The 22,997-nt window shown below is 43.1% G+C and carries 22 protein-coding genes; 8 read left to right on the forward strand and 14 right to left on the reverse strand.

The genetic code is table 11. The features are described 5' to 3' along the window. The first annotated feature begins 132 nt into the window (after positions 1–132). On the forward strand, positions 133–624 hold the full coding sequence (locus K0625_RS06170) for a MarR family winged helix-turn-helix transcriptional regulator (RefSeq protein ID WP_220108871.1): 492 nt from the start codon (positions 133–135) through the stop codon (positions 622–624). Positions 625–654: 30 nt separating this feature from the next. Here K0625_RS06170 and K0625_RS06175 read toward each other — a convergent pair whose 3' ends face one another. Continuing rightward, positions 655–1,791, reverse strand: coding sequence for an NAD(P)/FAD-dependent oxidoreductase (locus K0625_RS06175; RefSeq protein ID WP_220108872.1), 1,137 nt, complete (start codon positions 1,789–1,791; stop codon positions 655–657). A 157-nt stretch (positions 1,792–1,948) separates the two neighbouring features. Between K0625_RS06175 and K0625_RS06180 the strand changes: the two genes are divergently transcribed. From K0625_RS06180 to K0625_RS06190, 3 genes are all read left to right on the forward strand, one after another. Beyond that, a complete protein-coding gene (locus tag K0625_RS06180) occupies positions 1,949–2,338 on the forward strand; it encodes a hypothetical protein (protein ID WP_220108873.1) in 390 nt (129 codons plus the stop codon). A gap of 154 nt (positions 2,339–2,492) precedes the next feature. After that, on the forward strand, positions 2,493–3,491 hold the full coding sequence (locus tag K0625_RS06185) for an ABC transporter substrate-binding protein (RefSeq protein ID WP_220108874.1): 999 nt from the start codon (positions 2,493–2,495) through the stop codon (positions 3,489–3,491). 10 nt (positions 3,492–3,501) lie between these two features. Further along, positions 3,502–6,669, forward strand: a complete 3,168-nt coding sequence (locus K0625_RS06190; RefSeq protein WP_220108875.1) for a response regulator — start codon at positions 3,502–3,504, stop codon at positions 6,667–6,669. Between the two features lie 13 nt (positions 6,670–6,682). On the opposite strand, the gene K0625_RS06195 is transcribed toward K0625_RS06190, so the two are convergent. From K0625_RS06195 to K0625_RS06205, 3 genes are all read right to left on the reverse strand, one after another. After that, positions 6,683–7,636, reverse strand: a complete 954-nt coding sequence (locus K0625_RS06195) for a DMT family transporter (RefSeq protein ID WP_220108876.1) — start codon at positions 7,634–7,636, stop codon at positions 6,683–6,685. 163 nt (positions 7,637–7,799) lie between these two features. Next, positions 7,800–8,522 (reverse strand): PIG-L deacetylase family protein, encoded by a 723-nt coding sequence (locus K0625_RS06200; RefSeq protein WP_220108877.1) that lies wholly within the window; start codon positions 8,520–8,522, stop codon positions 7,800–7,802. A 166-nt stretch (positions 8,523–8,688) separates the two neighbouring features. Further along, a complete protein-coding gene (locus tag K0625_RS06205) occupies positions 8,689–9,177 on the reverse strand; it encodes a hypothetical protein (protein WP_220108878.1) in 489 nt (162 codons plus the stop codon). A 143-nt stretch (positions 9,178–9,320) separates the two neighbouring features. Between K0625_RS06205 and K0625_RS06210 the strand changes: the two genes are divergently transcribed. Continuing rightward, complete coding sequence (locus K0625_RS06210) at positions 9,321–9,731, forward strand: hypothetical protein (protein WP_220108879.1); 411 nt, start codon at positions 9,321–9,323, stop codon at positions 9,729–9,731. A gap of 11 nt (positions 9,732–9,742) precedes the next feature. Here the strand turns inward: K0625_RS06210 and K0625_RS06215 are convergent, their stop codons facing one another. The 6 genes from K0625_RS06215 to metB all read right to left on the reverse strand — a co-directional run bounded on the left by K0625_RS06215 (position 9,743) and on the right by metB (position 16,031). Further along, complete coding sequence (locus K0625_RS06215) at positions 9,743–9,961, reverse strand: cysteine-rich CWC family protein (RefSeq protein ID WP_220108880.1); 219 nt, start codon at positions 9,959–9,961, stop codon at positions 9,743–9,745. 67 nt (positions 9,962–10,028) lie between these two features. Further along, on the reverse strand, positions 10,029–10,652 hold the full coding sequence (locus K0625_RS06220) for a dienelactone hydrolase family protein (protein ID WP_220108881.1): 624 nt from the start codon (positions 10,650–10,652) through the stop codon (positions 10,029–10,031). Next, complete coding sequence (locus tag K0625_RS06225) at positions 10,649–11,032, reverse strand: hypothetical protein (RefSeq protein WP_220108882.1); 384 nt, start codon at positions 11,030–11,032, stop codon at positions 10,649–10,651. The genes K0625_RS06220 and K0625_RS06225 overlap by 4 nt, the downstream gene beginning before the upstream one ends. 144 nt (positions 11,033–11,176) lie before the next feature. Beyond that, on the reverse strand, positions 11,177–12,067 hold the full coding sequence (gene metF / locus K0625_RS06230) for a methylenetetrahydrofolate reductase (RefSeq protein WP_220108883.1): 891 nt from the start codon (positions 12,065–12,067) through the stop codon (positions 11,177–11,179). A 382-nt stretch (positions 12,068–12,449) separates the two neighbouring features. Further along, the gene (locus K0625_RS06235) at positions 12,450–14,843 is read right to left on the reverse strand and encodes a bifunctional aspartate kinase/homoserine dehydrogenase II (RefSeq protein ID WP_220108884.1); all 2,394 of its coding nucleotides are present in this window, start codon (positions 14,841–14,843) and stop codon (positions 12,450–12,452) included. 21 nt (positions 14,844–14,864) lie between these two features. Further along, on the reverse strand, positions 14,865–16,031 hold the full coding sequence (gene metB / locus K0625_RS06240; protein WP_220108885.1) for a cystathionine gamma-synthase: 1,167 nt from the start codon (positions 16,029–16,031) through the stop codon (positions 14,865–14,867). Positions 16,032–16,263: 232 nt separating this feature from the next. On the opposite strand from metB, the gene metJ reads away from it, so the two are divergent. Both metJ and K0625_RS06250 read left to right on the forward strand, forming a co-directional pair. Beyond that, the gene (gene metJ / locus K0625_RS06245) at positions 16,264–16,578 is read left to right on the forward strand and encodes a met regulon transcriptional regulator MetJ (protein WP_012144376.1); all 315 of its coding nucleotides are present in this window, start codon (positions 16,264–16,266) and stop codon (positions 16,576–16,578) included. A gap of 111 nt (positions 16,579–16,689) precedes the next feature. Continuing rightward, the gene (locus tag K0625_RS06250; protein WP_220108886.1) at positions 16,690–17,424 is read left to right on the forward strand and encodes a sulfite exporter TauE/SafE family protein; all 735 of its coding nucleotides are present in this window, start codon (positions 16,690–16,692) and stop codon (positions 17,422–17,424) included. Between the two features lie 216 nt (positions 17,425–17,640). On the opposite strand, the gene K0625_RS06255 is transcribed toward K0625_RS06250, so the two are convergent. The 3 genes from K0625_RS06255 to K0625_RS06265 all read right to left on the reverse strand — a co-directional run bounded on the left by K0625_RS06255 (position 17,641) and on the right by K0625_RS06265 (position 21,687). Then, entirely contained in the window at positions 17,641–18,834 is a 1,194-nt protein-coding gene (locus tag K0625_RS06255) for a conjugal transfer protein TraF (RefSeq protein WP_220108887.1), read from the reverse strand. Positions 18,835–19,180: 346 nt separating this feature from the next. Next, positions 19,181–21,100 (reverse strand): putative bifunctional diguanylate cyclase/phosphodiesterase, encoded by a 1,920-nt coding sequence (locus K0625_RS06260; protein ID WP_220108888.1) that lies wholly within the window; start codon positions 21,098–21,100, stop codon positions 19,181–19,183. A gap of 20 nt (positions 21,101–21,120) precedes the next feature. Next, positions 21,121–21,687, reverse strand: coding sequence for a carboxymuconolactone decarboxylase family protein (locus tag K0625_RS06265; protein WP_220108889.1), 567 nt, complete (start codon positions 21,685–21,687; stop codon positions 21,121–21,123). A gap of 300 nt (positions 21,688–21,987) precedes the next feature. Between K0625_RS06265 and K0625_RS06270 the strand changes: the two genes are divergently transcribed. Next, a complete protein-coding gene (locus K0625_RS06270) occupies positions 21,988–22,185 on the forward strand; it encodes a hypothetical protein (RefSeq protein WP_012323260.1) in 198 nt (65 codons plus the stop codon). A gap of 109 nt (positions 22,186–22,294) precedes the next feature. Here K0625_RS06270 and K0625_RS06275 read toward each other — a convergent pair whose 3' ends face one another. Beyond that, positions 22,295–22,996 (reverse strand): OmpA family protein, encoded by a 702-nt coding sequence (locus tag K0625_RS06275; RefSeq protein WP_220108890.1) that lies wholly within the window; start codon positions 22,994–22,996, stop codon positions 22,295–22,297. Position 22,997: the final 1 nt, after the last annotated feature.

Raw genomic sequence — 22,997 nt, forward strand, 5'->3', positions numbered from 1 at the left:
TCTTTTTATCATCAGAGTTCAAGAAATGAGCAAGCTTTAAAGAGAAGCTGTAAAGGAATCCCTTTACTCCAGTAAGCGGGTAAGCCGATAATGTCGCTACCACGATAAGTAACATGCCAATTAAGAGTGACTATGTCAGTAAGAGAGCGCAATTCTGATAAGGAGATAGAGGTGAGTTTAGAGATGGAGCAGTTCTTTCCTTTTCAGCTCACTCAATTACAGGCTCGCGTAAGTGACAGTATTGCCGATATCTACACTGGCCATTTTGCATTATCCAAACATGAATGGCGCATAGTAGCAGTACTGGGAGCAGGGCAATCACTCTCGGCCAAAGATATCGGCTCGATGATTAATCTAGAGAAGATGCAGACCAGCCGCGCTATCGCCAAGATGCTCGATAAATCTCTGCTGATGAAAGACAGCCACAAGCATGATAAACGCTCCTCCCTGTTAAAGTTAAGCCCAGAGGGAATTAAGATCCATCAAGAGCTAGCCCCGATGATCTTAGCCAGAGAGCAAGCCCTTATGTCGATACTGAGCAGCGATGAGCAGTTCAAACTTAATGAGATGTTCAAAAAACTAATGAGCAGAGCTGACGAGCTTCTACAAGATAGATTGCCCTGACACTTAAGCTGTGTAGAGCAGCATCACTGGCTACTCACTCTCCTTAACCATATTAGCCACATATTCACCTAAAGCCAGACTCGCAGTTAACCCAGGAGACTCAATGCCAAATAGGTTTATCAGTCCATCTATATGATGCTCACCTTCCCCTTGAATCTGAAAATCTTTAAAGGAGTCATTGGGACCTTGCAACTTAGGGCGAATGCCTGCACAGCCTGGATGGAGTTTTTCAGGATCGATATTGGGGTAATAGCGCCTTATCGCTGCTATAAAGCCCTCTTTCAATGAGATTGGGATCGAGTAATCTTGCGAGTTTAACAAGTCTTGGGGACTTAAATAATGGGCATCTGGACCAAATCTTAACTGCCCAGCCATATCTATGGTTGCGTGTATGCCTAACCCTGCACTATTTGGCTCAGGTGCTGGGTAAACCAACTTAGTGAAAGGGTTTACACCACTGTAGTTAAAATAGTGTCCTTTACACCAATAAAGCTCAGGCAAAAGGCTCACACCAACCCCCTCTATGCGCCTTGCAACCTCTGTGCAGCTTAAACCGCTACTGTTAATAAGATGACGACACTGCATCTTTACCACATCACCATCGACATTCAACCAAACGATAAAGCCACCAGAGATAGGCTCTGCCCTTACCAACTCAGTATGGCTGGCAAATATCCCTCCAGCGAGCTCTATGTCAGCCAATAGACTCGACATATAACTGTGGCTATCTATGATCCCCGTCGAGGGAGATAACAGGGCAGCAGAAGCGCTCAGCTCAGATGAGAATGAATCAAAGCCTTGCTTAGAAACCCAGTAAAGATCATCAACACCATTTTTAAGCGCTTGCTCCATTACAGTGTGTAATGCACTCTCTTGAACAGAGCTATTGGCAACAATCAGCTTACCAATAGGCGAGAAAGGCACTCCTTTTCGCTGGCAATATTCATAGAGAGCATGCCTTCCTGCAACGCAAAACTTAGCCTTTAGACTGTGTTGAGGATAATAGATCCCAGCATGGATAACTTCACTGTTTCTGCTACTCGTCTCTTCACCGAAACCTCCTCTTCTGTCAATAACGGCAAGGCTCCTCCCTGTGTTACTCAACTTGGCCGCAATGGCAAGCCCGACAACACCAGCACCGACAACGATGACATCCAATTTTTCCATGAAAATTAATCTCAACTATTAAACAGTCTATTTCAATCAGTTAAGGATACGCCTTAATAAGAGGTTAGCCAAAGCATCACAAGGTAGCGTTGCAGCACCATTTGCTATGATCTATATTAAACCGTCACGTTTTAATAAATATTATAAAGAGGAAAGCATGGCAAGGCTAAGTTTTGGCTGCACTATTAACCATTTAGAATCGAATATAGCAGAAGTCATTGTCGACAGTGGCGTTGAGCTGGGTATCGAAATGGTCGAAGAGCTGGATAACTATCTAAGTGACTTTTATCCAGGAGATTTTGCCCTGCTCGTTAATAAAAAAAATCAATACAGCTACACCTATGAAGCCCAACTCTGTCTTGCCTCATTGGAGCACCAAAGGGCATTGGCCATCCTGTACCATGATCTACAAAGAGAGCATATCCCTCCCCTTCTAGGTCAGCGAGTCACCTTAGACGAGATCAATATAAAAATCTTTCCTGCAACCAAGTTAGGCACGCAGAGTGCCATGAACTGGCTTAAAGAGATATTGGCCAAAACAGCCTAGATTCAAAACAAAACAACTTCTCACACCAATAATAAAGACTTTACCTAATAAGCGTTATTGCTCCTCCTGTTATAGATGGAATATCAACCGATAATAGGATGAATTTACTCATTTTGGTCTATTGTTATACCAAGATCACTCATGGAAGAGATTTATGAGTAAGGTGAATTTTTCCACTGTAAAAAAACAATATCTGCCTCCTCTAATCCTTATTTTAATATATGGCCTAGTTGCATCCATTAGCCAAGTAGAAGCTAAAGATAGGTATAGAGTAGGAGTCGCAAGCTGGTCCGGCTATGAAAGCAGCGTTCAAGGTTTTAAAGATGGAATGACAGAAGCAGGCCTAATAGAAAACATCAATATAAACTATACCCTTGGTGAAATTGGTAGCGATAAGACGTTACAAGAAAAGGTCGCAAAGGAGTTTAAACGCTTAGGGGTCGATCTAGTTTACTCACTCACAACTCCCGGCACAGCAATAATGAAGGAGGTCTTACCCGAACAGATGCCCATCGTTTTTTCAATTGTTACCTACCCAGCTGACTCAGGTCTTATTGAGTCCTTCGAGTATTCAGGTAATAACTTGGTTGGAACCAGCAACTTCATTCCTTTAGCACACTACATCTCTCTACTTAATTTAATTCTACCTAACGCTAAATCAGCAGCCATTTTCCACCGTAAAGGTGAGCCCAACTCCAATATCCAGGCGGCAAACATGATCCGCCTACTCAAACGAAAAGGGATCACCACTATCAATTTGGAGCCTAGAGATATCGAAGAGTTAAAGTTGATGGCTAAAGAGCAAGTAAGTAAAGTTGATCTATTTATCACAACAACTGACACACTACTCCAAGCAGGTGGAGAGGCTGCACTTATCGAAATATCTCTTCAGCATAAACTTCCCATTCTTAGTTCAAATAAAAGTGGTATCGAACAAGGTTCAACATTTGGCCCCGTAGCAGATTTCTATACTCTGGGAAAAATGGCTGCTAAAAAAGCTTCCAGAATTCTCCAAGAAAAACTTCCCCCCACTAGATTAAAGTCTGAACTACAAGATCCGCCCCTCTTTCTGGCCAACCCCAATAGCCTAAAACAGCTGGGCATAGTGCTGTCAGATACAGCTAAAGAGAAGGTAATTTTAATCACCCCATGAAAGATATCTGATGAAGTTAATTACAAAATTAGTATTATCAGCCTCGATTAGCGTCATGCTCGTCATTGGCTCAGTGGGTTACTACTTACAGTTTCAAGTTAGAAACTTTATGTTAGAGATGAAAACAAATCATCTCGAAGGCAATATTGAGCTGGCCATAACTAAAATTGATGATAAACATCAGCAAATATTAAGTATTTTAAGGGAATTTGCACGAAATCGAGAGATAAAAAAAGCATTAGATCTTTTCGATAGCCGTGGGATCAGTCAAGTTCTCAACGATCTTCCCTATATTTATCCATTTATCAATTATGTTCTGGTCGCCGAACCCGATGGTGCTGTTTTCTCAACCAGTACACGAAGCCACCAAAATAAAAAAATCTATGGTGAAAACCTACTACTTCTCAATATCTTAACTCACCCGCTATTTCTAACTTCAACAACAGATGATACTTACTTCAGCTCTTATCAAGCAGATCCTTACCTTAGCCATGTTGGAATAGATAAGGAAAAGAGCCAGTGGCTAGCGACAAAAATCACGAAACGAGGAGAGTTTATTGGCTGGCTTGTTATCTCTGTTGATTGGCATCAAGTCAACCAAGCTGTATTAAAAACCTTAGTAGATGAGTTAAACCGTACAAACAATCATGTCACCTCAGCCTTTATCAGATCGAAACAGGGAGAGATACTTGTCCAACACCCATTACAAACAAAAGATAATGAGCTCGCCGCAAGTGATCACCCACTCGAAGCTTTAACATCAAAAAATATTGTGAATAATCATTATATTGAAAATAATGAAGTCCTGATAATTTATGATCAAGAGAAAGTTTTTAAACCTCTAAAACAGATCTCTCAAGTCATTCTAATAACATCACTACTCGGGGCATTTATGCTTGCTAGCTTTCTCTACTTCTTAGCTAAGCATGGCCTGTTACGTAGATTAGAAATATTACGTCTTGGCTCAAAAGTCATTGGCGATGGTAATCTATCTTATCGACTTCCAGATCTAGGCAATGATGAAATTGCAACTCTAGGAAACGCCATGAATACTATGGCGGCAAACCTTCAATCAACTACCACCAATAAGGTCCTGTTAGACGTTGAGATTGAGGAGAGGAAAAAAGTAGAGCAGGAGATAAAGCAGATGCTCGCGCTACTGGAGTCGACACTAGAATCAACCGATAACGGCATTTTAGTCACAGGTAAACAAGGAGATATTTTTAAGGTCAATAAACGGTTTTTGGCCATTTGGAAACTAAAAGCCTCTCAACTTAACTTAGATGACAAAGACCAGCTACAAAAGCACTTAAATAAACAGTTACATCATCAAAATCTATTGTTTGAAACAGCAAGATTAGAAGGCAATGATAAACACCCCACCTTTGATAAACTCTACCTTAAAGATGGCCGAGTCATGGAGCGCGTCTCTTTACCCATGAATCTCGATGGAAAGATTAATGGTCGAGTCTGGAACTACCAAGATATAACCCACCGAATAGAATCAGAAAATGCGTTAATTCTCGCTAAAGATGCAGCAGAAGATGCTGCACTGGCAAAAAGTGAGTTTTTGGCGAGTATGAGCCATGAGATACGCACCCCAATGAATGGTGTTTTGGGTATGCTTGGCCTCTTGCTTAATAGTGAACTGAAAGAAGATCAAAGAAAAAAAGCCTCTATTGCGCAATCCAGTGCCCAATCATTGCTGACCTTAATTAATGATATTTTGGATTACTCCAAGGTTGATGCAGGCAAACTGGAACTGGAAAATTTAGACTTTAACCTTCGCCAATTACTAGGTCAGTTCGCTGAATCTATGGCTATAGAGGCACAAAATAAAAACTTGGAACTTATACTCGACCTCTCAGGCATAGAACATACCTCAGTCAAAGGAGACTCAGGAAGATTAAGGCAGATATTAACCAATTTGGTCGGTAACTCAATCAAGTTCACCTCTCAAGGGGAGATCCTTATCCGAGCAAAGTTAACTCTTTTAGAAGATGAAAACTGGTTATTCAAATGCTCAATTAGCGACACAGGTATCGGAATCGCAGAGAACAAACGCTCATCTCTCTTTGACTCTTTCAGTCAAGCTGACGCTTCTACAACCCGAAGATTTGGAGGAACAGGTCTTGGATTAGCTATTGTGAAGAAATTATGCCAATTAATGGGAGGCGACATAAGTGTCACCACGGAATTGAATCAAGGAAGCTGCTTTAGCTTCTACCTTCATCTGGAAAAAAGTGAGCTGACTCAGCTTGTCATACCTAAAGTCGACATAAACTCCCTTAACTTACTAATTGTCGATGATAATAAGACAAACAGAGAGGTACTAAAAAATCAACTTAACCTCTGGGGAGCCGAAGTATCGGAAGCAGAAAGTGGCCCAGAAGCCCTAAAGCTCTGTCAATCAAGGTTTTTACAAAAAGATAAACCTCAGTTCGATATCGCATTTCTGGACATGAGTATGCCAAAGATGGATGGTGCTATGTTAGGAAAGCTGATGCAGACCTCACCCCACTTCAATGAGATCAAACTGGTGATGATGACACCAATGTCTCAAGAAGGGGATGCTCAATTCTTTGCAGATCTAGGTTTTCAGGCCTACTTTCCAAAACCTACAACTACCGAAGATCTCTTTGATGCCTTATCTACTGTTACTAAATCTGGTGAAGCCATGAAAAACGAGTCCCCATTGATAACACACAATGATCTCACGACTCTTAGTCATAAAGATAAGTCCGCCTCATACAAAGAGGAAAATAGCTGGGAAACAGAGGCTTCAATACTGCTAGTCGAAGACAACCATGTAAACCAACTCGTTGTTCAGGGGATTTTAGAGGAGTTTGATATCACTCCCACTGTGGCAATCAACGGTATTCAAGCCTTAGAGAGACTCAATCAGCAAGATAAGAGGTTCAATATCATCTTGATGGACTGTCAAATGCCCGAAATGGATGGCTATCAAACCACTCAAGCCATACGCTCAGGTCAAGCTGGTGAAGAGTATACAGATGCTTGCATCATAGCCATGACAGCTAATGCCATGATAGGTGACAAAGAAAAATGCATTCAATCCGGCATGAATGATTACCTAGCTAAGCCAATTGATCCAGATAGGCTTGTTGCCAAATTAAAACAATGGCTAGAGCCCCTAACAGAAATAAAAAATCATTAAACCACAGACCCATCTAACTCCCTTCTCCAACGACCAACTTATCTCTGTGTTTCTTAATCATAGGAAGTAACTGTAGAGAAGCCACCGACAAGATAATAATGGCAATACCGCTTAATGACAGGAAATTCAATTCATCACTCACAAAGGCATCAGGCCATAACCCTAAACTGACAACTAAAGCGGTAGCGCTAAAGCTCAACACTGGCGTTAACGCTAACATGGCACTCACTTGCGGCGTCGGCCAATACTTCATCGAAGCCCCAAAACAACCATATGCGATCAAAGTATTGATGGCACAAAAAATGGCAACCCACCACTCATTAAGCGTCATCACTCCAAACTGAGTAAAGTCACTGAAAAACGCCATCACTAGCACGCCTAAACCATAGATAAACAGCAGGATATTATTAGGGTCTAACTTTTTCAGTAGTGATTTTTGCAGCAAAGCATAACTGGTCCAAGAACACACAGAGAATTGAATGATCATCACTCCAGTCCAAACAGCACTATTGTCCGATTGTGAAAAATCCAGATAAGGATGAAAAAATAGCAACATACCTAAGGCTAATGTCGCAAAACAGGCCATCTGAACCGCATTTAATCTCTCTTTAAAAAAGAGCATGCCACCGAAAGCCAGAAAAAAGGGAGCCGTCTGAAAATTTAGCTGTGCAGCCCCAGGCGCCAGATACGCCAAAGAGTAGACAAATGAGACGTAGTTGAACATGAGAAAGACGCCGGAAAAAGCAAGCTTCAACCAATCTCGAGACTTCAAAGATGCAAACTGCTTCAAGCTCCCGCTCACATACTGGATAACAAAGGTAATCAGCAGGGCAACCAGAAAGCGAAACCAGGTAAGGGTCACAGGGTCAATAAAGCTCGCAGACAGCTTTAGCGCTATCGGAAGAATGCCCCAAAAAAGAACCGCCGTTGAGATAAAGAAAAAACCTAGTTTGAAATTCGCTTGCACTAGCACTTACCTGCTTATTGGATCAGCAGGCATCTTGCATCAACAAAAGGGAATATGCCATTCAATTAAATATTATTAATCCACAACCACAACCACAACCACAACCCAAATTTTATCCTGCAAAAATTAATAGATGAAAACCTGATGTTTGTACCAATAGGGCTTAATCTGTAATAGTTTTAAAAATAATAAGTTGACTTTCATTCACACTCGTTAAAGCCTCCCAAGGAGATGCCTCAGCATAGTCTTGATAGGCTTGGAGCATCACTGGCGGGAACTGGGTTTTATGACTTGCCATCGCACGAACTCTTTGTGCTTGGTAGCCTACAACATCAAGTTTAATGCTGATATCAGCATCTGCAACAGGTCTCGCAATGCGGTAGTTAAGGTCAAACTTACTCGCAGATAGCGCTAAAATCTCAGCTTGTGATTGAGATACGGCAAAGTAGGCGGCAAGCGTAGAGAAATGCTCGCTTACCAAGGCGTTGAGTGCTTTATGGTCTCGATTATCTGTGATCCCGCCTCGAGCAAAAGTAAGCACTATTTTAGGGGCGATCTGCTCTACAAGAGTAGTGAGCTTACGTTTAACCTCTTGCTCATACTCGGTAACTTTGCCATCAGGAAACCTTAAGAAGATAGGTGGTTTTAGCCCTAAGATAGCAGAGGCTTGACGCGCTTCAAACTCTCTTACACTAGCCAGTTCAACACCGGTAAGTCCTTGACCTGAGTGATCGCTTCCAGCATCACCAGAGGTCACATAGACAGGCGTCACTTGCACACCTCTAGCAGCTAATGTTGCCAAGGTGCCTGAGATCCACGTTTCATCATCGGGGTGAGCAAACAATGCGATGACAGAAAAGGAAGGTACTGCTTCTGTTTTATTCATCAAGGTGTTCTGGTTAAGGTTTGGTTGTAGTGTTTGCAAACAACAACCGCTCACGGTGATCACAATAAACAAAACAGGCAATATTAATCTGAGATATAACACCTATTCTGCGCCCTCTGCCTAGTTCACACTAATACTAAGCATAGTCAAATTACCTGAACAGAAGTTAGATCATCAGGTACACAGAGGCAATAAAAGCGTTTTTAAAACTGTCTCCTCCTCTCACTGCGGCATCGGCAGTATTAGTGTAATTATTAATAAGCCAGATAAAACCATCGTGAGATACATTTGCGTCAGGCGTGTCGGTATCATTGCCCTTTAACCAAACATTGCCTAGCTTATCTAACTTAGCGTCTGGCTCTTGTGACATATCACCACTTAGCCAGATCTGGTTATCGCGGCAGATGATGAGATCACTTTTTGCTTCATTTATTTGACTGCTTCGCTGCGATTGGAGCTGCACTATAGGTTGAGTATTTTTAACGAATGCATCGGGTAAGGTACCGCTATTTCCCTTCAACCACAGCTCACCGGATGGCTTTATCACAGCATCAGGTATAGCGCTATGATTGCCTTTTATCCAAAGCAGTGACTCAGCCATGGAAGCAGGCGCAAAACAGATAAGTAGAGACACAAGTAATATGCGAAATTTCATTAAGCCGTCCAATTTAAACTATGCAACAGGGCAAGAATACTCCACCACCATTGAATATAAGCTGAACCAGACACAACTAACAAGCGAGTATACATGTGAGTACCAATTGATATAATCACTTTACATTTTGTAGAGGTGAACCCATGATCTATTTTAATAATTTACAAGGTCGAGATTACAACAGCGTATATAACGAGACGATAAAATCTAGAGCTCAAGGGGATGATCCTATTATTTTCGATCTCGATGACACGCAAATCGCTAACGCAATGAATCATGATTGGCAATATGTCACTAAAGGACAAATGGCCATGGTCGTACAAGGGGATAAGAAGCTCAATTCCACAGTGTATAAGATCACCAAAATTGAGCGGATAGAAGATGCCATAACACAGAGTTCAGGCTATTTGGTGAGAGGAGCTGTCATCAGCAAGCTAGCCGTTAAAGGCAGCAGGTATAACATCTCATTCATGCTGCAAGGCGTCAGCCATAAAAGGCTTACTGATGGCTGTTTTCAACGTGACGTAAACCTGATCTCTGCCGAAAACTATTAAATAAGAAACCTTTACTCTAGCCTCGTAATACCTAGCTCTAACTCTTGTTTAATCCTTGCGAGACAGTCTTGGCAGATACAGCTGCTAGCATCGGTTAACTCTTTCACAGTCGCTTTAGGTGGAAAGCTGGCTGTTTGACACCAACACTCATCAATACTTCCATTAGCACTGACTGCGCATAGATTTTTGTTTCGGCACAGTGGGCAGAAGGTAGCGGATGTTTGAATCATAGGTTCACCTTAATGAAAGAAAAAGGGTTTGATGACCTAAGCCGCAAACAGAGAAAATATTGCATAACTAACGCTCTAACATTTTATCTGAAAGCCTTGCTAGTTCAGTTTGCATCGAAGTTGGCTCCTTTAACAGTTTTGGATTACATAGGAGATCAATATATTGCGAAGATGCAAACTTATGATAAGCCGAAGAGTAAAAGTTAATGAAACCGTGACCATACTGTGTTTGACTAAGCATCAGCAATGATTTTTTAGCTAAACTCACCATCACAGCACCCAGATCAAAATGCGATTCAAAGGCGGGGAAAACAAGGCTGACAGGGACACTAGGATTCACAGCTAAATGGTGCCGTATTTGACTGGGATAGAAACCAATTAGCTGTGATACAGCATCAGGACTAAGCCTATCAAGTGCTTTCCAAGCCGCCGAGGCGCCAGCACTAAAGCCAATTACAACACAGGGACAATCAGCAGTCTCAAGCTTGCTTATCACCAAATCACAATACGGTTTATGACCACACTCAGCCATAAAGCTTTCATAGGCGACAGACTCGCTCATAAACTGTCGCCCAACACCGCAATAGGGGTCAAGCACTTCACACGCCCAACCTGCTCTAGCGATCCCTTGTTGAATCTGTAATAGGTGCTCAGTTACACCAAAAATATCTGTGATTAAGATAACTTTCAAAGGGAGCCATCTCTAACAATATAAGCTAAAGCACGGCACTCTAAATAGGCATTACAACCGGCATTAGAATCAAAGCACTCCATTACAGTATAACCATTGCCCCCAAGTCCTACAGTTTTATAACGCAAGTCAGTGGCTAACAAGGAGCGTGAAGGAGTTGGTTTAGATAACCCAGCTTGGCAATATGATGACCTTATCTCTCCAAGGAACTCTTTTTCACGACGAGAAATCTCTTCTGCCGTAAACTCTCTAATGTCAGAAGCCGCTATAGACCTAGCTGCAACCTCACCAATTTCAGGACTAATATGAGTTCGAAACGTGAGGTTACTGCACGCGCTAAGCAATAATAAACTCAAAAAACTCAGCTTCCATGTTTTCATCCAGTTATCCTTAAAGTGTTTTTTACACCTTACAACAAGCTTATATCAGATACAAAAATGCCCTACCTGTCACGGTAGGGCATCTATATTATTCTATTAAACTTAACTCATCACTCAGAGCATCTGTTCTCGTAACTTAATACTTTACTTACCCGGACGTACACCCAATGTATGGCAGATGGCGTACGTGAGCTCAGCGCGATTTAGGGTATAAAAATGGAAATCCTTAACCCCTTCACGAGACAGGACTTTGACCATATCGATCGCCACGTTAGCACCTACCATCTGACGAGTCACAGGATCATCATCTAAGCCTTCAAACTGCTTATGTAACCAACCTGGAATACCGACATTGGTCATGCCAGCAAAGCGCTTTAACTGCTTAAAGTTAGTCACTGGTAGTATGCCAGGTACGATCTCAACATCGATACCTGCCGTCACGCAGCGGTCACGAAAGCGAAGGTAAGACTCAACATCGAAGAAGAACTGGGTAATTGCGCGATTGGCGCCTGCATCTATCTTCTTTTTTAGATTAATCAGATCAGCCTGAGCATTACGCGCATCAGGGTGAACTTCAGGGTAAGCAGCCACCGAGATATCAAAATCAGCCACCGAGCGCAGTAGACGTACCAAGTCATTAGCAAAGCGAGTCGGCTTTGGACTCCCTTCAGGCAGATCGCCACGCAGTGCGACGATATCTTTAATACCTGAATTCCAGTAGTGCTTAGCTAGCTCTTTAAGCTCCTCATCACTGGCGTCGACTAAAGTAAGGTGCGGGGCAGCAACCAGATCTGTCTCTTTTTGAATACGTTCAATCACGCCGTGAGTACGGTCACGAACTCCAGAGTTAGCGCCATAGGTTACCGAAACAAACTTAGGATTCAGTGGCTCAAGGCGACGTATAGAGTTCCAGAGTAACTGCTCCATCTCAGGTGTTGCAGGAGGGAAAAACTCGAAAGAAACGTTAATATCGCCATTCAGCTCAGCTAAGCTCTGGTTTAGTGACGTTGAATGTTGTGCATGATTAAAACTCATCTCTATTCCCTCTACTGCTTTGTATAATCTGTTCTCTTAATCGAGTTAAGTCACAGAGTTCTCTTTTAGACGTTTGGACGTCTATACATCCATATTAGAGAAACTAGGTTTGAAGTCAATAGCTAAAAGAGGACTAATGCCAATTTTATTAAATAAGATATAACGGGGTGTAACGAGATAGTGACTTCGTCACTGCGAGTTAGGGCTTCGACCTACGAGAAAAAGAAAAGTCAGCTAGCAGTGAGGCTACTACTAGCTCAAGAACAGTCAAAAGCAAAGTGATTGTGCTTTTCTCGCAGCCAACTTGTTGGCGTCCTCGAAGTGAGCCTGCGAACAGACTCAAAGCGAAGCGCTCTCGAAGCAAAGCGCCCTTCGTTACTCTTTATTCCTGAACCAGATCTCGGCAAATTTGGGCCAGATCCGATTGTACAGCGGCTGCCGTGACCTCACGCCCAGCTCCTGGGCCACGAATAATAAGCGGGTTATCCTGGTAAAAGGAGCTACGAATAACAAACACGTTATCACCTGGAGTTAAATTGGCATAAGCGTGCTCTCTATCTACCCACTCTATCCCCACCTCAGCCTTTAACTCACCATCGATAAAGTCCAGTCCCGCCACATATCTCAGCACCTTATTCAGCTCAGCTGCGCTGTTAAACTGCGCTAGCATCTCCTCATCGAGTTCAGAGATACGAGCTAAAAACTGCTCTAGAGGGATATCGGCTAACTCGGCAGGCACGAGAGAGTTAAGTTTAATATCTTCAAGCTCGATATCATGGCCGATTTCGCGAGCTAAAATGAGTAGCTTGCGCTGCATATCACGACCTGAAAGATCGTCACGGGGATCGGGCTCTGTGATCCCTAAGCCTTTCGCTTCCAATACCAGCTGTGAAAACGGCTTCTCAGCATCATAGTTCTCAAACAACCAACACAAGGTGCCAGAGAAGATCCCCCCTACGGCTTCGATATTGTCGCCGCTATTGTGCAGATCATTTAAAGCATGTTGAACCGGTAAGCCTGCACCACAGCTAGCATTGTAGCGCCAAAACAGTCTGCGATTACCTAGCTGTTGTTTAAGCTCGTGATAGAAGGCCAGCGGCCCTGATCCTGCAAGTTTATTGGCACTAACCACATGGATCCCACGAGCAAAAAACTCTGGATACTGCAACGTAAGATCGGCACTAGCACTAATATCAAGTGCAATAAGTTCATCACACTCGAGGGCTTGAAGCTGCTCAAAAAGATGATCATACAACCAAGGCGTCGCTTGTTGATCAAACTCCTCCTTCCATGAACTCAGGCTAATCCCCTCCTCTTTAAGGAGAGCTTTTTTTGAGCTCAATAAGCCCACCAGCTCGACACTGGCCTCTAGCTCTTTATTCAATGAGGTGCGCGCTCGGGTGAAGAGGTCGACCCAAGCTTCACCAATATTACCCACACCTAGAAGCAGTACTCCAATACGTTTACGAGGTCCTGCGCAGCGACGATGAACTTTCTGAGTCAAGAGGTTAACCTGACCAAAAGGCACTAAGGTCACTAGACTCAAGCCATCATTAAATAGTGGCCGCGCATCACGACTTAGCAAACGAGCAAATCCTCGGCGATAGAGATTTGAGTCGGCGCTAACAAGCGCGACTAACCCCAGATCCTCACGCACTCGGATATCGGCAATACCCAGAGGCTCAGCATTAAGCTCCAGTATCGATTGCACCTGTTTGCTGTTCTCATTCGTAAACGCCAACTCCACTCGGTTTTGCGCTAACTTCCAATGGGCTAACGGGATCAACCCCGCTTCGGCTAACAGCTCGATAACGCTTTGCAGTCCGGCTGTCAGTCTGAAATTAAATAGTGATACTGAAGATAGATTTGTTACAACCGGTGCACTGGCTGATGAACTCTTTGGTGCAATAAGAGTAAAGTCGGTATGTGATGCGTAACTTGAACGCACTGCTAAGCTCACATCGGTATCAAACAGGGGCTGCAGTGAGCGGTTATGCAGTACAGGGGAGCCTAAATGAGCCAGACGGTTCGCCTCATCTAACGAGAGGCTCTTAAGCAGCTTGGCATCATTAATCTTATTAGGGTCGGCATTAAATACCCCTTCGACATCGGTCCAGATTGTCACTCGGCCAATATTGGCAAGGCTTGCGATTAAGGTGGCGCTGTAGTCTGAGCCATTACGACCAAGCAGTAGAGTCTCACCTTGGCTATTGGCGCAGATAAACCCGGTGATAATCAGTCTCTCATTGGGACTCTCATCTACACGCTTAAGCACCCGAGCACGGGACTCATCGACTCTTATTTGAGGAATAGCCCCCTCATCGGCAATCAACAAACTTCTAGCATCAATATCACTCGCCGCCACACCAGACTCTCGTAAAAGTGCGGCTAGCAAACGTGCTGACCAGCGCTCGCCGAAGCTCACCACTTCGCTGCGCTTGTATTCATTAAGGGAATCGAGAGAGAACAAGCTTATCAGCTGATACTTATCGATAGATAAACGTTCACGCAAGCTCCTTGCCTGCTCGTTAGAGAGCAGCTGCTCAATCAGATTCTGTTGAAAACTGATCAGCACCTGTAGCTCCTCTTGCCACAACTGAGACGAATCTTTTAACGCCAGTAGCTTATAAAGAAAATTGGTGCTCTTACCTGCGGCGGAGACAACGACCAGATCGTCGCTATTGCCGTGAGTGAGAAGGATATGAGCCACGCGGCGGTAACAATCAGCATCAGCCAGACTAGAACCACCAAATTTATGTAAATGACCACGCGCCATCTCTAACTCCTACTAAACCAATTAACAGCTGGCTGCAGATGCAGCAGTAAGACCTGCTTGAATATCTGCAACTAAATCATCAGCATCTTCAATACCGACAGAGAGGCGAATAAGGGTCTCTTTAACCCCGGCCTCGGCTCGTGCCTCTGGCTCCATCGCTCTATGGGTCATTGTCGCAGGAACCGCGACTAAACTCTCTACCCCACCTAAACTTTCTGCGACAGAAAACACAGAAAGTTGCGCTAAGAAGGCAACTAACTCGGCCTCTCCACCTTTTAACTCGAAACTGAGCATGGCACCGAAGCCTTTTTGCTGCTTAGCGGCAATCTCGTGACCGGGATGATCTTTCAATCCAGGATAATACACCTTGTCGACGGCGCTGCTGTTTGTCAGCACCTCTAGCACTCGCTCAGCATTAGCTTGATGCTCTTTAATACGGATAGGCAAGGTTCGAAGGCCGCGTAGAGCCAGATAGCTGTCAAACGCCGACCCTGTCAGCCCCAAGGTGTTTGACCACCAATGCAGTAACTCACCAAGCTCTGGATCTTTTGCCACCACAGCGCCACCCACAACATCGCTATGGCCATTAATATATTTAGTCGTCGAGTGGATCACGATATCAGCCCCTAAAAGAAGTGGCTGCTGCAAAATGGGAGAGAGGAAAGTGTTATCGACGACCACGAGCGCTTCAACCTCGTGACTTGCTTGCGCAATCGCCTCGATATCAACCACCCTTAGCAGTGGATTCGATGGTGTCTCAAGCCAAACCATCTTAGGTTTTAGGCCTATCGCCTCACTTAAAGCCTGACTGTCAGTTTGATCGACCACCGCCAGCTTAAATTGACCCTTTTTAGCCAAATTAGTGAATAGTCTGTAGCTACCACCATAACAATCGTGAGGTACCACAAGCAGATCATCTGGACCTAACAAGCTAGTGGCTAAGGTTATGGCAGCCATTCCCGTACAGGTTACGACGCCAGTAGCTCCCTTCTCTAGGCCAGCAATGGCATCGCCTAGAATCGAGCGGGTTGGATTACCTGAGCGGCTGTAATCAAAATCTCTTGGTTTTTTATGCCCATCGAAGGAGTAATTAGTGGAAAGATAGATCGGCGGTACTACGGCACCATGTTGGGTATCGGACTCAATCCCCTGACGCACGGCAATCGTGGCTAACTTACGTTCGGTCATCTACTGCTCCTAATACTGACTACTTCACATCATACTTCATATCGACAAGAACAAAGAGATGTCTGGACGTCTAAATGTACCTAAGAGTTACCTCTTCGTCAACCAATTAGACGTTTAGACGTCCGAACATATGGAAATCTATTTGCATTTAATGGAAATAAGAGGCAATAATTTGACTGTACAAATTAAAGGGTTAAAATCTGCCCCGAATTTTGAATTTACAGGTGAGTCAATGACTGAGTGGAATGGCGATTACATCAGCCCCTATGCTGAACACGGCAAAAAGAATGAACAGGTAAAGAAAATTACTGTTTCCATTCCTTTGAAAGTACTTAAGGTACTGACTGATGAACGCACACGTCGTCAAGTCAACAACCTTCGTCACGCCACCAATAGTGAGCTGCTCTGTGAAGCTTTTTTGCATGCTTACACTGGTCAGCCACTGCCTAACGATGAAGATCTTTCAAAAGACAAGCCCGACAGCATCCCAGCGGAAGTGAAACGCTTAATGGATGAGATGGGGATTGAGTGGGAAGATGTTGAGTAAGCTTATATAAATGTATACTCACCTCAGGGACCGCAATGCGGTCCCTGTTTGTTTTACTCTGTTATTTTTGTATTAATTTTCAATTTTGTGCTCGGCTAATGGACATTCAATATGTTTGAGTTAATTGCACCTACCACCCTGCTACTGGCATCTATCATCATCTTCTTTGGTGCACTTACTCAAAGCTTAATAGGCTTTGGTCTTGCGGTTGTTGCCTCTCCGCTGCTCTACATTGTTGACCCAGATCTCGTTCCAGCTCCCGTGATCATCATGGGATTTACCATCTCGTTACTGACCCTCTTTAGAGAGCGTGGCGCTTTGGAGTTTAACGGCCTGCAATACGCACTGCTTGGTCGTATTCCTGGCGGCTTTTTAGGCGCTGCTTTACTCATATTTGCTCCTCAGCCGATACTGGGACTCGCCATAGCGGGGATCGTAGCCGCAGCTGTCATCTTAAGCCTAATGAAGTTTAATTTAGTCGTGAATCGCAAGAGTTTATTTGCGGCAGGGGTCATATCAGGTGTATTTGGCAATATAGCGGCCATCGGAGGACCACCATTAGCCATCTTACTCTCAGGTAAAGATGCCAACCAATTTAGAGCGGCCCTCTCAGCCTTCTTTATCTTCAGCTCCACCATCGCCTTAGCCATCTTAGCCGTGACAGGGTTACTAGAGTTAAAGCAGCTTTGGTTATCACTGTTACTGCTTCCTTCGGTGATATTAGGCTATCTAGTGGCTGGCAGGTTGGTCGGGAGAGTGGATAAAAGCAAAACACGCAGCATGACCTTAATACTTTGCTCTATCAGCGCATTAGTGTTGACGATTAAATCGTTAATAGAGTTGTAAAAGCCAGAGCGCTCCGAGAACGCGACTGTGTCACAGCAAGTGTGCATCAACGATACTTCGAGAGCGACCTTCGGTCTTCGAGAAAGAGAAGTGACACAAACCTACTACGTATTGCTTGTACTCGCAGTCAACTTGTTGGCGAACTCGAAGGGAACGCGTTCCCGCTCTCGTAGCGAAGCGAGCTTAAAATGAGCCTGCAAACGCCCTTCTTAGCCATTAAAAGTGATATGAGGTTTGCAGCACACCACCGATGGCATCATCACTGCCCACCATGCCAGTAAGATCTAAGTAAAATGCCTGCCCGATGGAGAAACCTGTACCTAATGAGTAGATATTGGAGGTGTTGTCCTTCATATCGTGACGGTAGCCTAGACGCAGTGCTAACCAGTCCATCGCCCTCACTTCACCACCTAAGCGCCAATACTGAGTCCCCTCTAGCTCGTCGAAGCGTTTATAAGCATTTAAATCGATATCTGATGTTAATGTCAGACTCTTCCAATCATAAGCTACCCCAGCTGTAAATAGAGGCTCAACCTGATAAGTAAACTTACGTCCTTGGGCCTCAACCGTATCCACATCCTGACTGATTAAGTTACGCCCAGATAACCCCACAACAAGCCCCTCAATCGGCTCCATCGCCACCCCAATATCCAGATTGAACGTAGACTCATCATTACGATATTTGGAGTCATTAAAATCACTGGACTCGAAATTATTTGCGCTGACCACATAGTTATAGGTATCGATCCGCTGAAACTTAGGGGATATCCCAACCGATATGGGCATATTAACGATAGAGAGTGGAAAGCTAATTGCCACACCAAAATCTGACACAGCCCCCGCGACAACAGCCCCTTGAGAATCAAGATCAGACACTTCAGGAGGGTTATTAGGATCTAGCACAGTTAAATCATCGATATCAGATTGCTCAATCACAGTCACCCCAATAGCATCGATATAACTTTTGTAGAAAACCGCCATCGGCATCTTGTGGTTAGGGATCACAAGCGAAAACCCAATGCCGGCACTGACATAAGCAGTGTTATCTTTTAACGACTCTAGATCGCCAATCAAATCCGTACGAAATCGGTCAATAGCAGCAGCATTCGAAGCATTAATCGCAGCCTCTAATCCGTCATAGGATTCCTCTAGCGCATCGAATTTATCAACCATCTGATCTTTATCAGCGCCATCGGCTCCGAGAACGGGTAAAAGTAGGGAAAAATCATTAAATTGCGGAGCCTGTAGAGCTAAAAGAGCAGGATTAATAAAGGCTGCCCCCTCACGGTTAGAGGACGCCACACCTGTACCACCCATCGCATCGCTGCGAGCCTCATAATATTGCTGACCAGCCATGACGTTAAAAGGTAATAACAAAGCGAAGTACACTGCATATTTTAGCTTTTTCATCCATTCATCCCTTATCTTTATTTATCATTACTCACTTGAGTCTAGCCTTGGTCATTAAGCGTGATTCAATAGAAACCAAAGACAAAAAACAGTGGAATTTAAAGATAGTTCAACAATCAGAATTGTGTGCGATAATCGGTCAAAAAACAAACAGAAAAAACAAATAAATACCTCTATCTATAACGAAGGCTTCAACCCTATCTTTTGACTAAAAATAACTGCTTGATATACCTCTATTGATTTGAAAATTTCATTAGCAGGCAGGTGAATAGAACAAAAAAATATGGAGTTGTGGATAGCTAGGTATTTTTATTAAGAAGGGGAGTTGAAATAGGGGGGTAAAACTTTAATTTTTATAAAACTCACTCCAAGGTTTTGGTTTACTGATTAGATACCCTTGGATCATATCTGTTTTCCATTCACTAACCATCTTATACTGCTGATCGGTTTCAATCCCCTCACAGATGACGGTCAAATCCAGATCATGAGCAAGCTTAACGACCGTCTGAGCAATGATCTCATACTGTACATCGACTAAGGTATTGTCGATAAAACTCTTATCTATCTTTATAATATCAAAATGGAAATTAAGCAGATAACTTAAAGATGAATAACCGGTACCAAAATCATCCATTGAGAGTTTAAATCCCTCAGCGTGAAACTCGGAAAACTTCTCTTTCGTTAACTCATTATCTTGCATCGCCGAGGTTTCAGTGATCTCTATTGTGATTCTATTGGTCGAGATACCGTAACCCTTAATTATTTCAGCGATATTTTGAACCAGCATCTCCTCCTTAAACTGAACCGGAGACAGGTTAATCGATACTCCTACATTTTTCGGCACAGAAGGTTGAGATAAACATCGGCAAACCTCATGAATCACCCAGTAGCCAATAGCAATAATATCACCACTCTTTTCAGCAATTTCAATAAAATGATCCGGCGGAACAACTCCCTTTACGGGATGCTCCCAGCGGATCAGAGCTTCATAGTGTTGAATGGGTTCATCTAACTTTGTCGAGTTCACAATCGGTTGAAAGTAGAGTACAAACTCTCCGAGCTCGATGGCTCTGGGTAAGCAATGTGCTAGCTCAAGATGCAATCTTAACTCCTGAACAATTGCATCCTGATAACCAACTGGCTTTCTTGTCGGAGTATTTTTGGCTTGATAGAGAGCGATATACGCCATTCTTAACAACTCATTAGGCTCTGATTCACAGCTAGGATAGCAGCTGTAACCCGCTCTCAATTCACATGGCATAGGATGACCATCCACCATCAAATAATTAAGAAATGCATCAATGACACAAGTAAGTGTCCTGATCACCTCTTCCGTAGAGGAGTCGATCATAATAAAGGCAAACTCACTGCTATTGAGAATTGAGAGCGTATTATTATCGGGTATATCGGTTTTTAATCGCACTATCGCTTTCTTTAAAAAGGAGCGCTTCACCTCTTCATCTAGCAAATTAATTGAACCACCTGATATCTCGAGTGATAAGACAACAATAAAACTATTTTCCTGTCTTTTATCAATCAAATATTGAATGATCCTTTGAAAACCAAGTTTACTATGTAGCCCTGTCGTAGGGTCAAGAAACATGGTGGCGACACTCTCCTCATCCGCACTCTGCTCATTAAAGTTATCTGCAATCTCCTGCAGTGAGTGATAAACCTCTTGTAGGTAGTGGCTCGAGATATCTTTGTCCACACAAAATGAGATGATTGCCGCAACATAGGCTAAAAAAGCAGTATCATATTGAGAGAAAAACTTGACGCCCGAAGGCTTAAAAGCAACCCCGCCACGCTCTGTTTTAAAACGCTCAAAATGAATATTTCCCTGAGACAGTAGATCGAAGATATCTGCCGACATATCTCCGCACTCTCGCTGATTAACCACCTCATCTCGGATCTCAAAGAGAGACTCTATCGTACTAACTTGATTTTTAGGTACCTTGCTCCAGCAAGTGTGCCCAATAAACTTATGACTTTCGATGATCGGCATCACTTCCCACCATAAGCCATTCACAAAACGAAAGAGCACACAGGTATCGATATCCACCGAAAAACGTGTTTTTTGGTAGATACTCTTCAGATCTCGAATAAAATTTGAATCAACATTAATTGAAGTACTAAGTTCTAACAGACTGGCAGATCTCAAGGAAGCCTCTAAGGTCTGCTTGATCGAGGTAGAATCACTATAAAAAAGTGACTTATCTATACCGTTGGAGTTCTCCCCCTCATGGCTTAATTCTACATCTAACACTCTCTTCCCTGGCATCAGTTTCAACTAGCCTTATCTATCACATCGGTAAACCGTTTATCTATATCGATACCTATACTGTCCGCAAGGTTTACCATATAGAGAGAGCAGGAGATCATACCAATCAACTCTGTTATCTCATCTCTAGCGAAACCTAAAGCACACAGCTCGTCATCTAATTCCGAAACACTAGAAAAATCATTATCAACAGAGGAATCAGCCAGTTTTATGACTAACTTTAAGGAGGGGTTTTTTATCTGCTCCAGATCATTAAGAATGGTCTCCATATCCTCCTCGGTAAATCCATGATGCAGGGCGAGTGCATGGTGTGCCACGGTGCAGTAGTTACACTTTTTCTTATGGGCAATATATGCAAACATTATCTCTTTGGTGATCCTAGGTAACTCCCCTGCACATAGGTTCTTTCTCACCATATTCCAGGAAGACATCGCTAAATCAGGATTTAAAAGAGCAACACAGCGAAAGATTGCCGGCACAAACCCCATCCCTAACTCATCACAAACCTGTTGGTGAACTTCAGGAAACTTGTTTTTAAACTCTTCCTCGGATAAAACAGGTAGGTTACTCATATCTAATACCGTAAAGTCAGTTTTTCAGTAAATATTTAGGCCCAACAAAAAATACTATTAATAATATTAAAAGTATAGACCTAATACTCCTACATCAAATAATAGTCGATTTTTCGAAAAGTTCTTGACGATAGATAAAGCCCAAAGAATCAAATTTCTAGAAAAAAACTGACAAAAAAGCTTGCTGAATAAGCAGATAAATATCTAAAAACACTAGCCATAACTCCCACAGATGCTAAGGTTAAATAAGTATAGATAATAGACAGATAGAGAATTAATAGGTAAATATATGGGGGGTCTATGCACCTGATCATGAAAACTCAGTTCGACAATCTTCGCCTCAACGATGACCATGAATATTCCACCAATGACCGGGGCGGCAAAAAGGTGGTAAAGATATTTAAAGATGGAAACCTGATCGCAAAAAAAATCGCAATCAAACGTTCAGTTCAATACTTTGGGGTCACAGGTGTCGAAGAGTTCTTGACCACAGGATAATATTTTGAGGAGAGCTATACTCCCCTCTAAACAGAGTTAAGCTTGTTAGGTAGCTTATAAATCAGTACTTATACCCATAAGTTCACAGGTAAATATTTGCCATAGGTGACTAATGAGGCGTAATTTGTAGCAGCTCAACTCTTCGATTTAACTCTCTTCCGTCAACGGTTTCGTTGCTGGCAATGGGCCTTGTTTCACCTTGGCTTTCACTCTTGAGTTGAGTATCCCTCACTCCCTGTTTATTTAAATAAGCTTGGGTATTATCAGCTCTGAGCAAGCCCAAACTATAGTTATACTCTTCACTACCACTATTATCTGTATGGCCGACCAACTTGATCACCTCCGGAGCTTGAACCAGCCTTTTTGCCACCTTATCTAAAATTAAGCGAGATTCAGGTGTCAAACTCTTACTGTCAAAATCAAAATAGATCCGTGCTAGCAGCCCCTCACCAGAGCCAAATTCAACCAACCCATTACTAGATAAATACTCCATACAACTTATCGAAACATCCTGATTTTTTGCCAGTTTCAATAGCGCAGTCTTGAGCTCTACTTGCTCTAATCCTTGCCTAATCATCAAATACCCATCACGATGATTTGCAATACCTGTTACATCAGAGATCGTCACGTTTTGACTCAGGTTATACCCCTTAGTTGAGCAAAATGACGCTAGTTCGTATTGACCCTGTTCAGATGCTTGAGATTGCATCGGCTCTGATATCGATTCTGATACCACCTCTTGTGCACATCCGCTTAAAAGCCAACTCAGGCTTAAGATACTGATGAAGGTAGAACATGTTTTGCTTACCATT

The organism is Shewanella nanhaiensis, from assembly GCF_019457885.1.
Taxonomy (GTDB): domain Bacteria; phylum Pseudomonadota; class Gammaproteobacteria; order Enterobacterales; family Shewanellaceae; genus Shewanella; species Shewanella nanhaiensis.

Excerpts from the sequence above, each read along its gene's own strand:
- metF (WP_220108883.1), bottom strand. The coding sequence starts at position 12,067 with ATGAGTTTTAATCATGCACAACATTCAACGTCACTAAACCAGAGCTTA.
- K0625_RS06170 (WP_220108871.1), top strand. The coding sequence starts at position 133 with ATGTCAGTAAGAGAGCGCAATTCTGATAAGGAGATAGAGGTGAGTTTA.
- K0625_RS06250 (WP_220108886.1), top strand. The coding sequence starts at position 16,690 with ATGTTTGAGTTAATTGCACCTACCACCCTGCTACTGGCATCTATCATC.
- K0625_RS06205 (WP_220108878.1), bottom strand. The coding sequence starts at position 9,177 with ATGAAATTTCGCATATTACTTGTGTCTCTACTTATCTGTTTTGCGCCT.
- K0625_RS06200 (WP_220108877.1), bottom strand. The coding sequence starts at position 8,522 with ATGAATAAAACAGAAGCAGTACCTTCCTTTTCTGTCATCGCATTGTTT.
- metB (WP_220108885.1), bottom strand. The coding sequence starts at position 16,031 with ATGACCGAACGTAAGTTAGCCACGATTGCCGTGCGTCAGGGGATTGAG.
- K0625_RS06180 (WP_220108873.1), top strand. The coding sequence starts at position 1,949 with ATGGCAAGGCTAAGTTTTGGCTGCACTATTAACCATTTAGAATCGAAT.
- K0625_RS06265 (WP_220108889.1), bottom strand. The coding sequence starts at position 21,687 with ATGAGTAACCTACCTGTTTTATCCGAGGAAGAGTTTAAAAACAAGTTT.
- K0625_RS06190 (WP_220108875.1), top strand. The coding sequence starts at position 3,502 with ATGAAGTTAATTACAAAATTAGTATTATCAGCCTCGATTAGCGTCATG.
- K0625_RS06175 (WP_220108872.1), bottom strand. The coding sequence starts at position 1,791 with ATGGAAAAATTGGATGTCATCGTTGTCGGTGCTGGTGTTGTCGGGCTT.
- K0625_RS06215 (WP_220108880.1), bottom strand. The coding sequence starts at position 9,961 with ATGATTCAAACATCCGCTACCTTCTGCCCACTGTGCCGAAACAAAAAT.
- K0625_RS06270 (WP_012323260.1), top strand. The coding sequence starts at position 21,988 with ATGCACCTGATCATGAAAACTCAGTTCGACAATCTTCGCCTCAACGAT.
- K0625_RS06235 (WP_220108884.1), bottom strand. The coding sequence starts at position 14,843 with ATGGCGCGTGGTCATTTACATAAATTTGGTGGTTCTAGTCTGGCTGAT.
- K0625_RS06185 (WP_220108874.1), top strand. The coding sequence starts at position 2,493 with ATGAGTAAGGTGAATTTTTCCACTGTAAAAAAACAATATCTGCCTCCT.
- K0625_RS06225 (WP_220108882.1), bottom strand. The coding sequence starts at position 11,032 with ATGAAAACATGGAAGCTGAGTTTTTTGAGTTTATTATTGCTTAGCGCG.
- K0625_RS06275 (WP_220108890.1), bottom strand. The coding sequence starts at position 22,996 with ATGGTAAGCAAAACATGTTCTACCTTCATCAGTATCTTAAGCCTGAGT.
- metJ (WP_012144376.1), top strand. The coding sequence starts at position 16,264 with ATGACTGAGTGGAATGGCGATTACATCAGCCCCTATGCTGAACACGGC.
- K0625_RS06210 (WP_220108879.1), top strand. The coding sequence starts at position 9,321 with ATGATCTATTTTAATAATTTACAAGGTCGAGATTACAACAGCGTATAT.
- K0625_RS06255 (WP_220108887.1), bottom strand. The coding sequence starts at position 18,834 with ATGAAAAAGCTAAAATATGCAGTGTACTTCGCTTTGTTATTACCTTTT.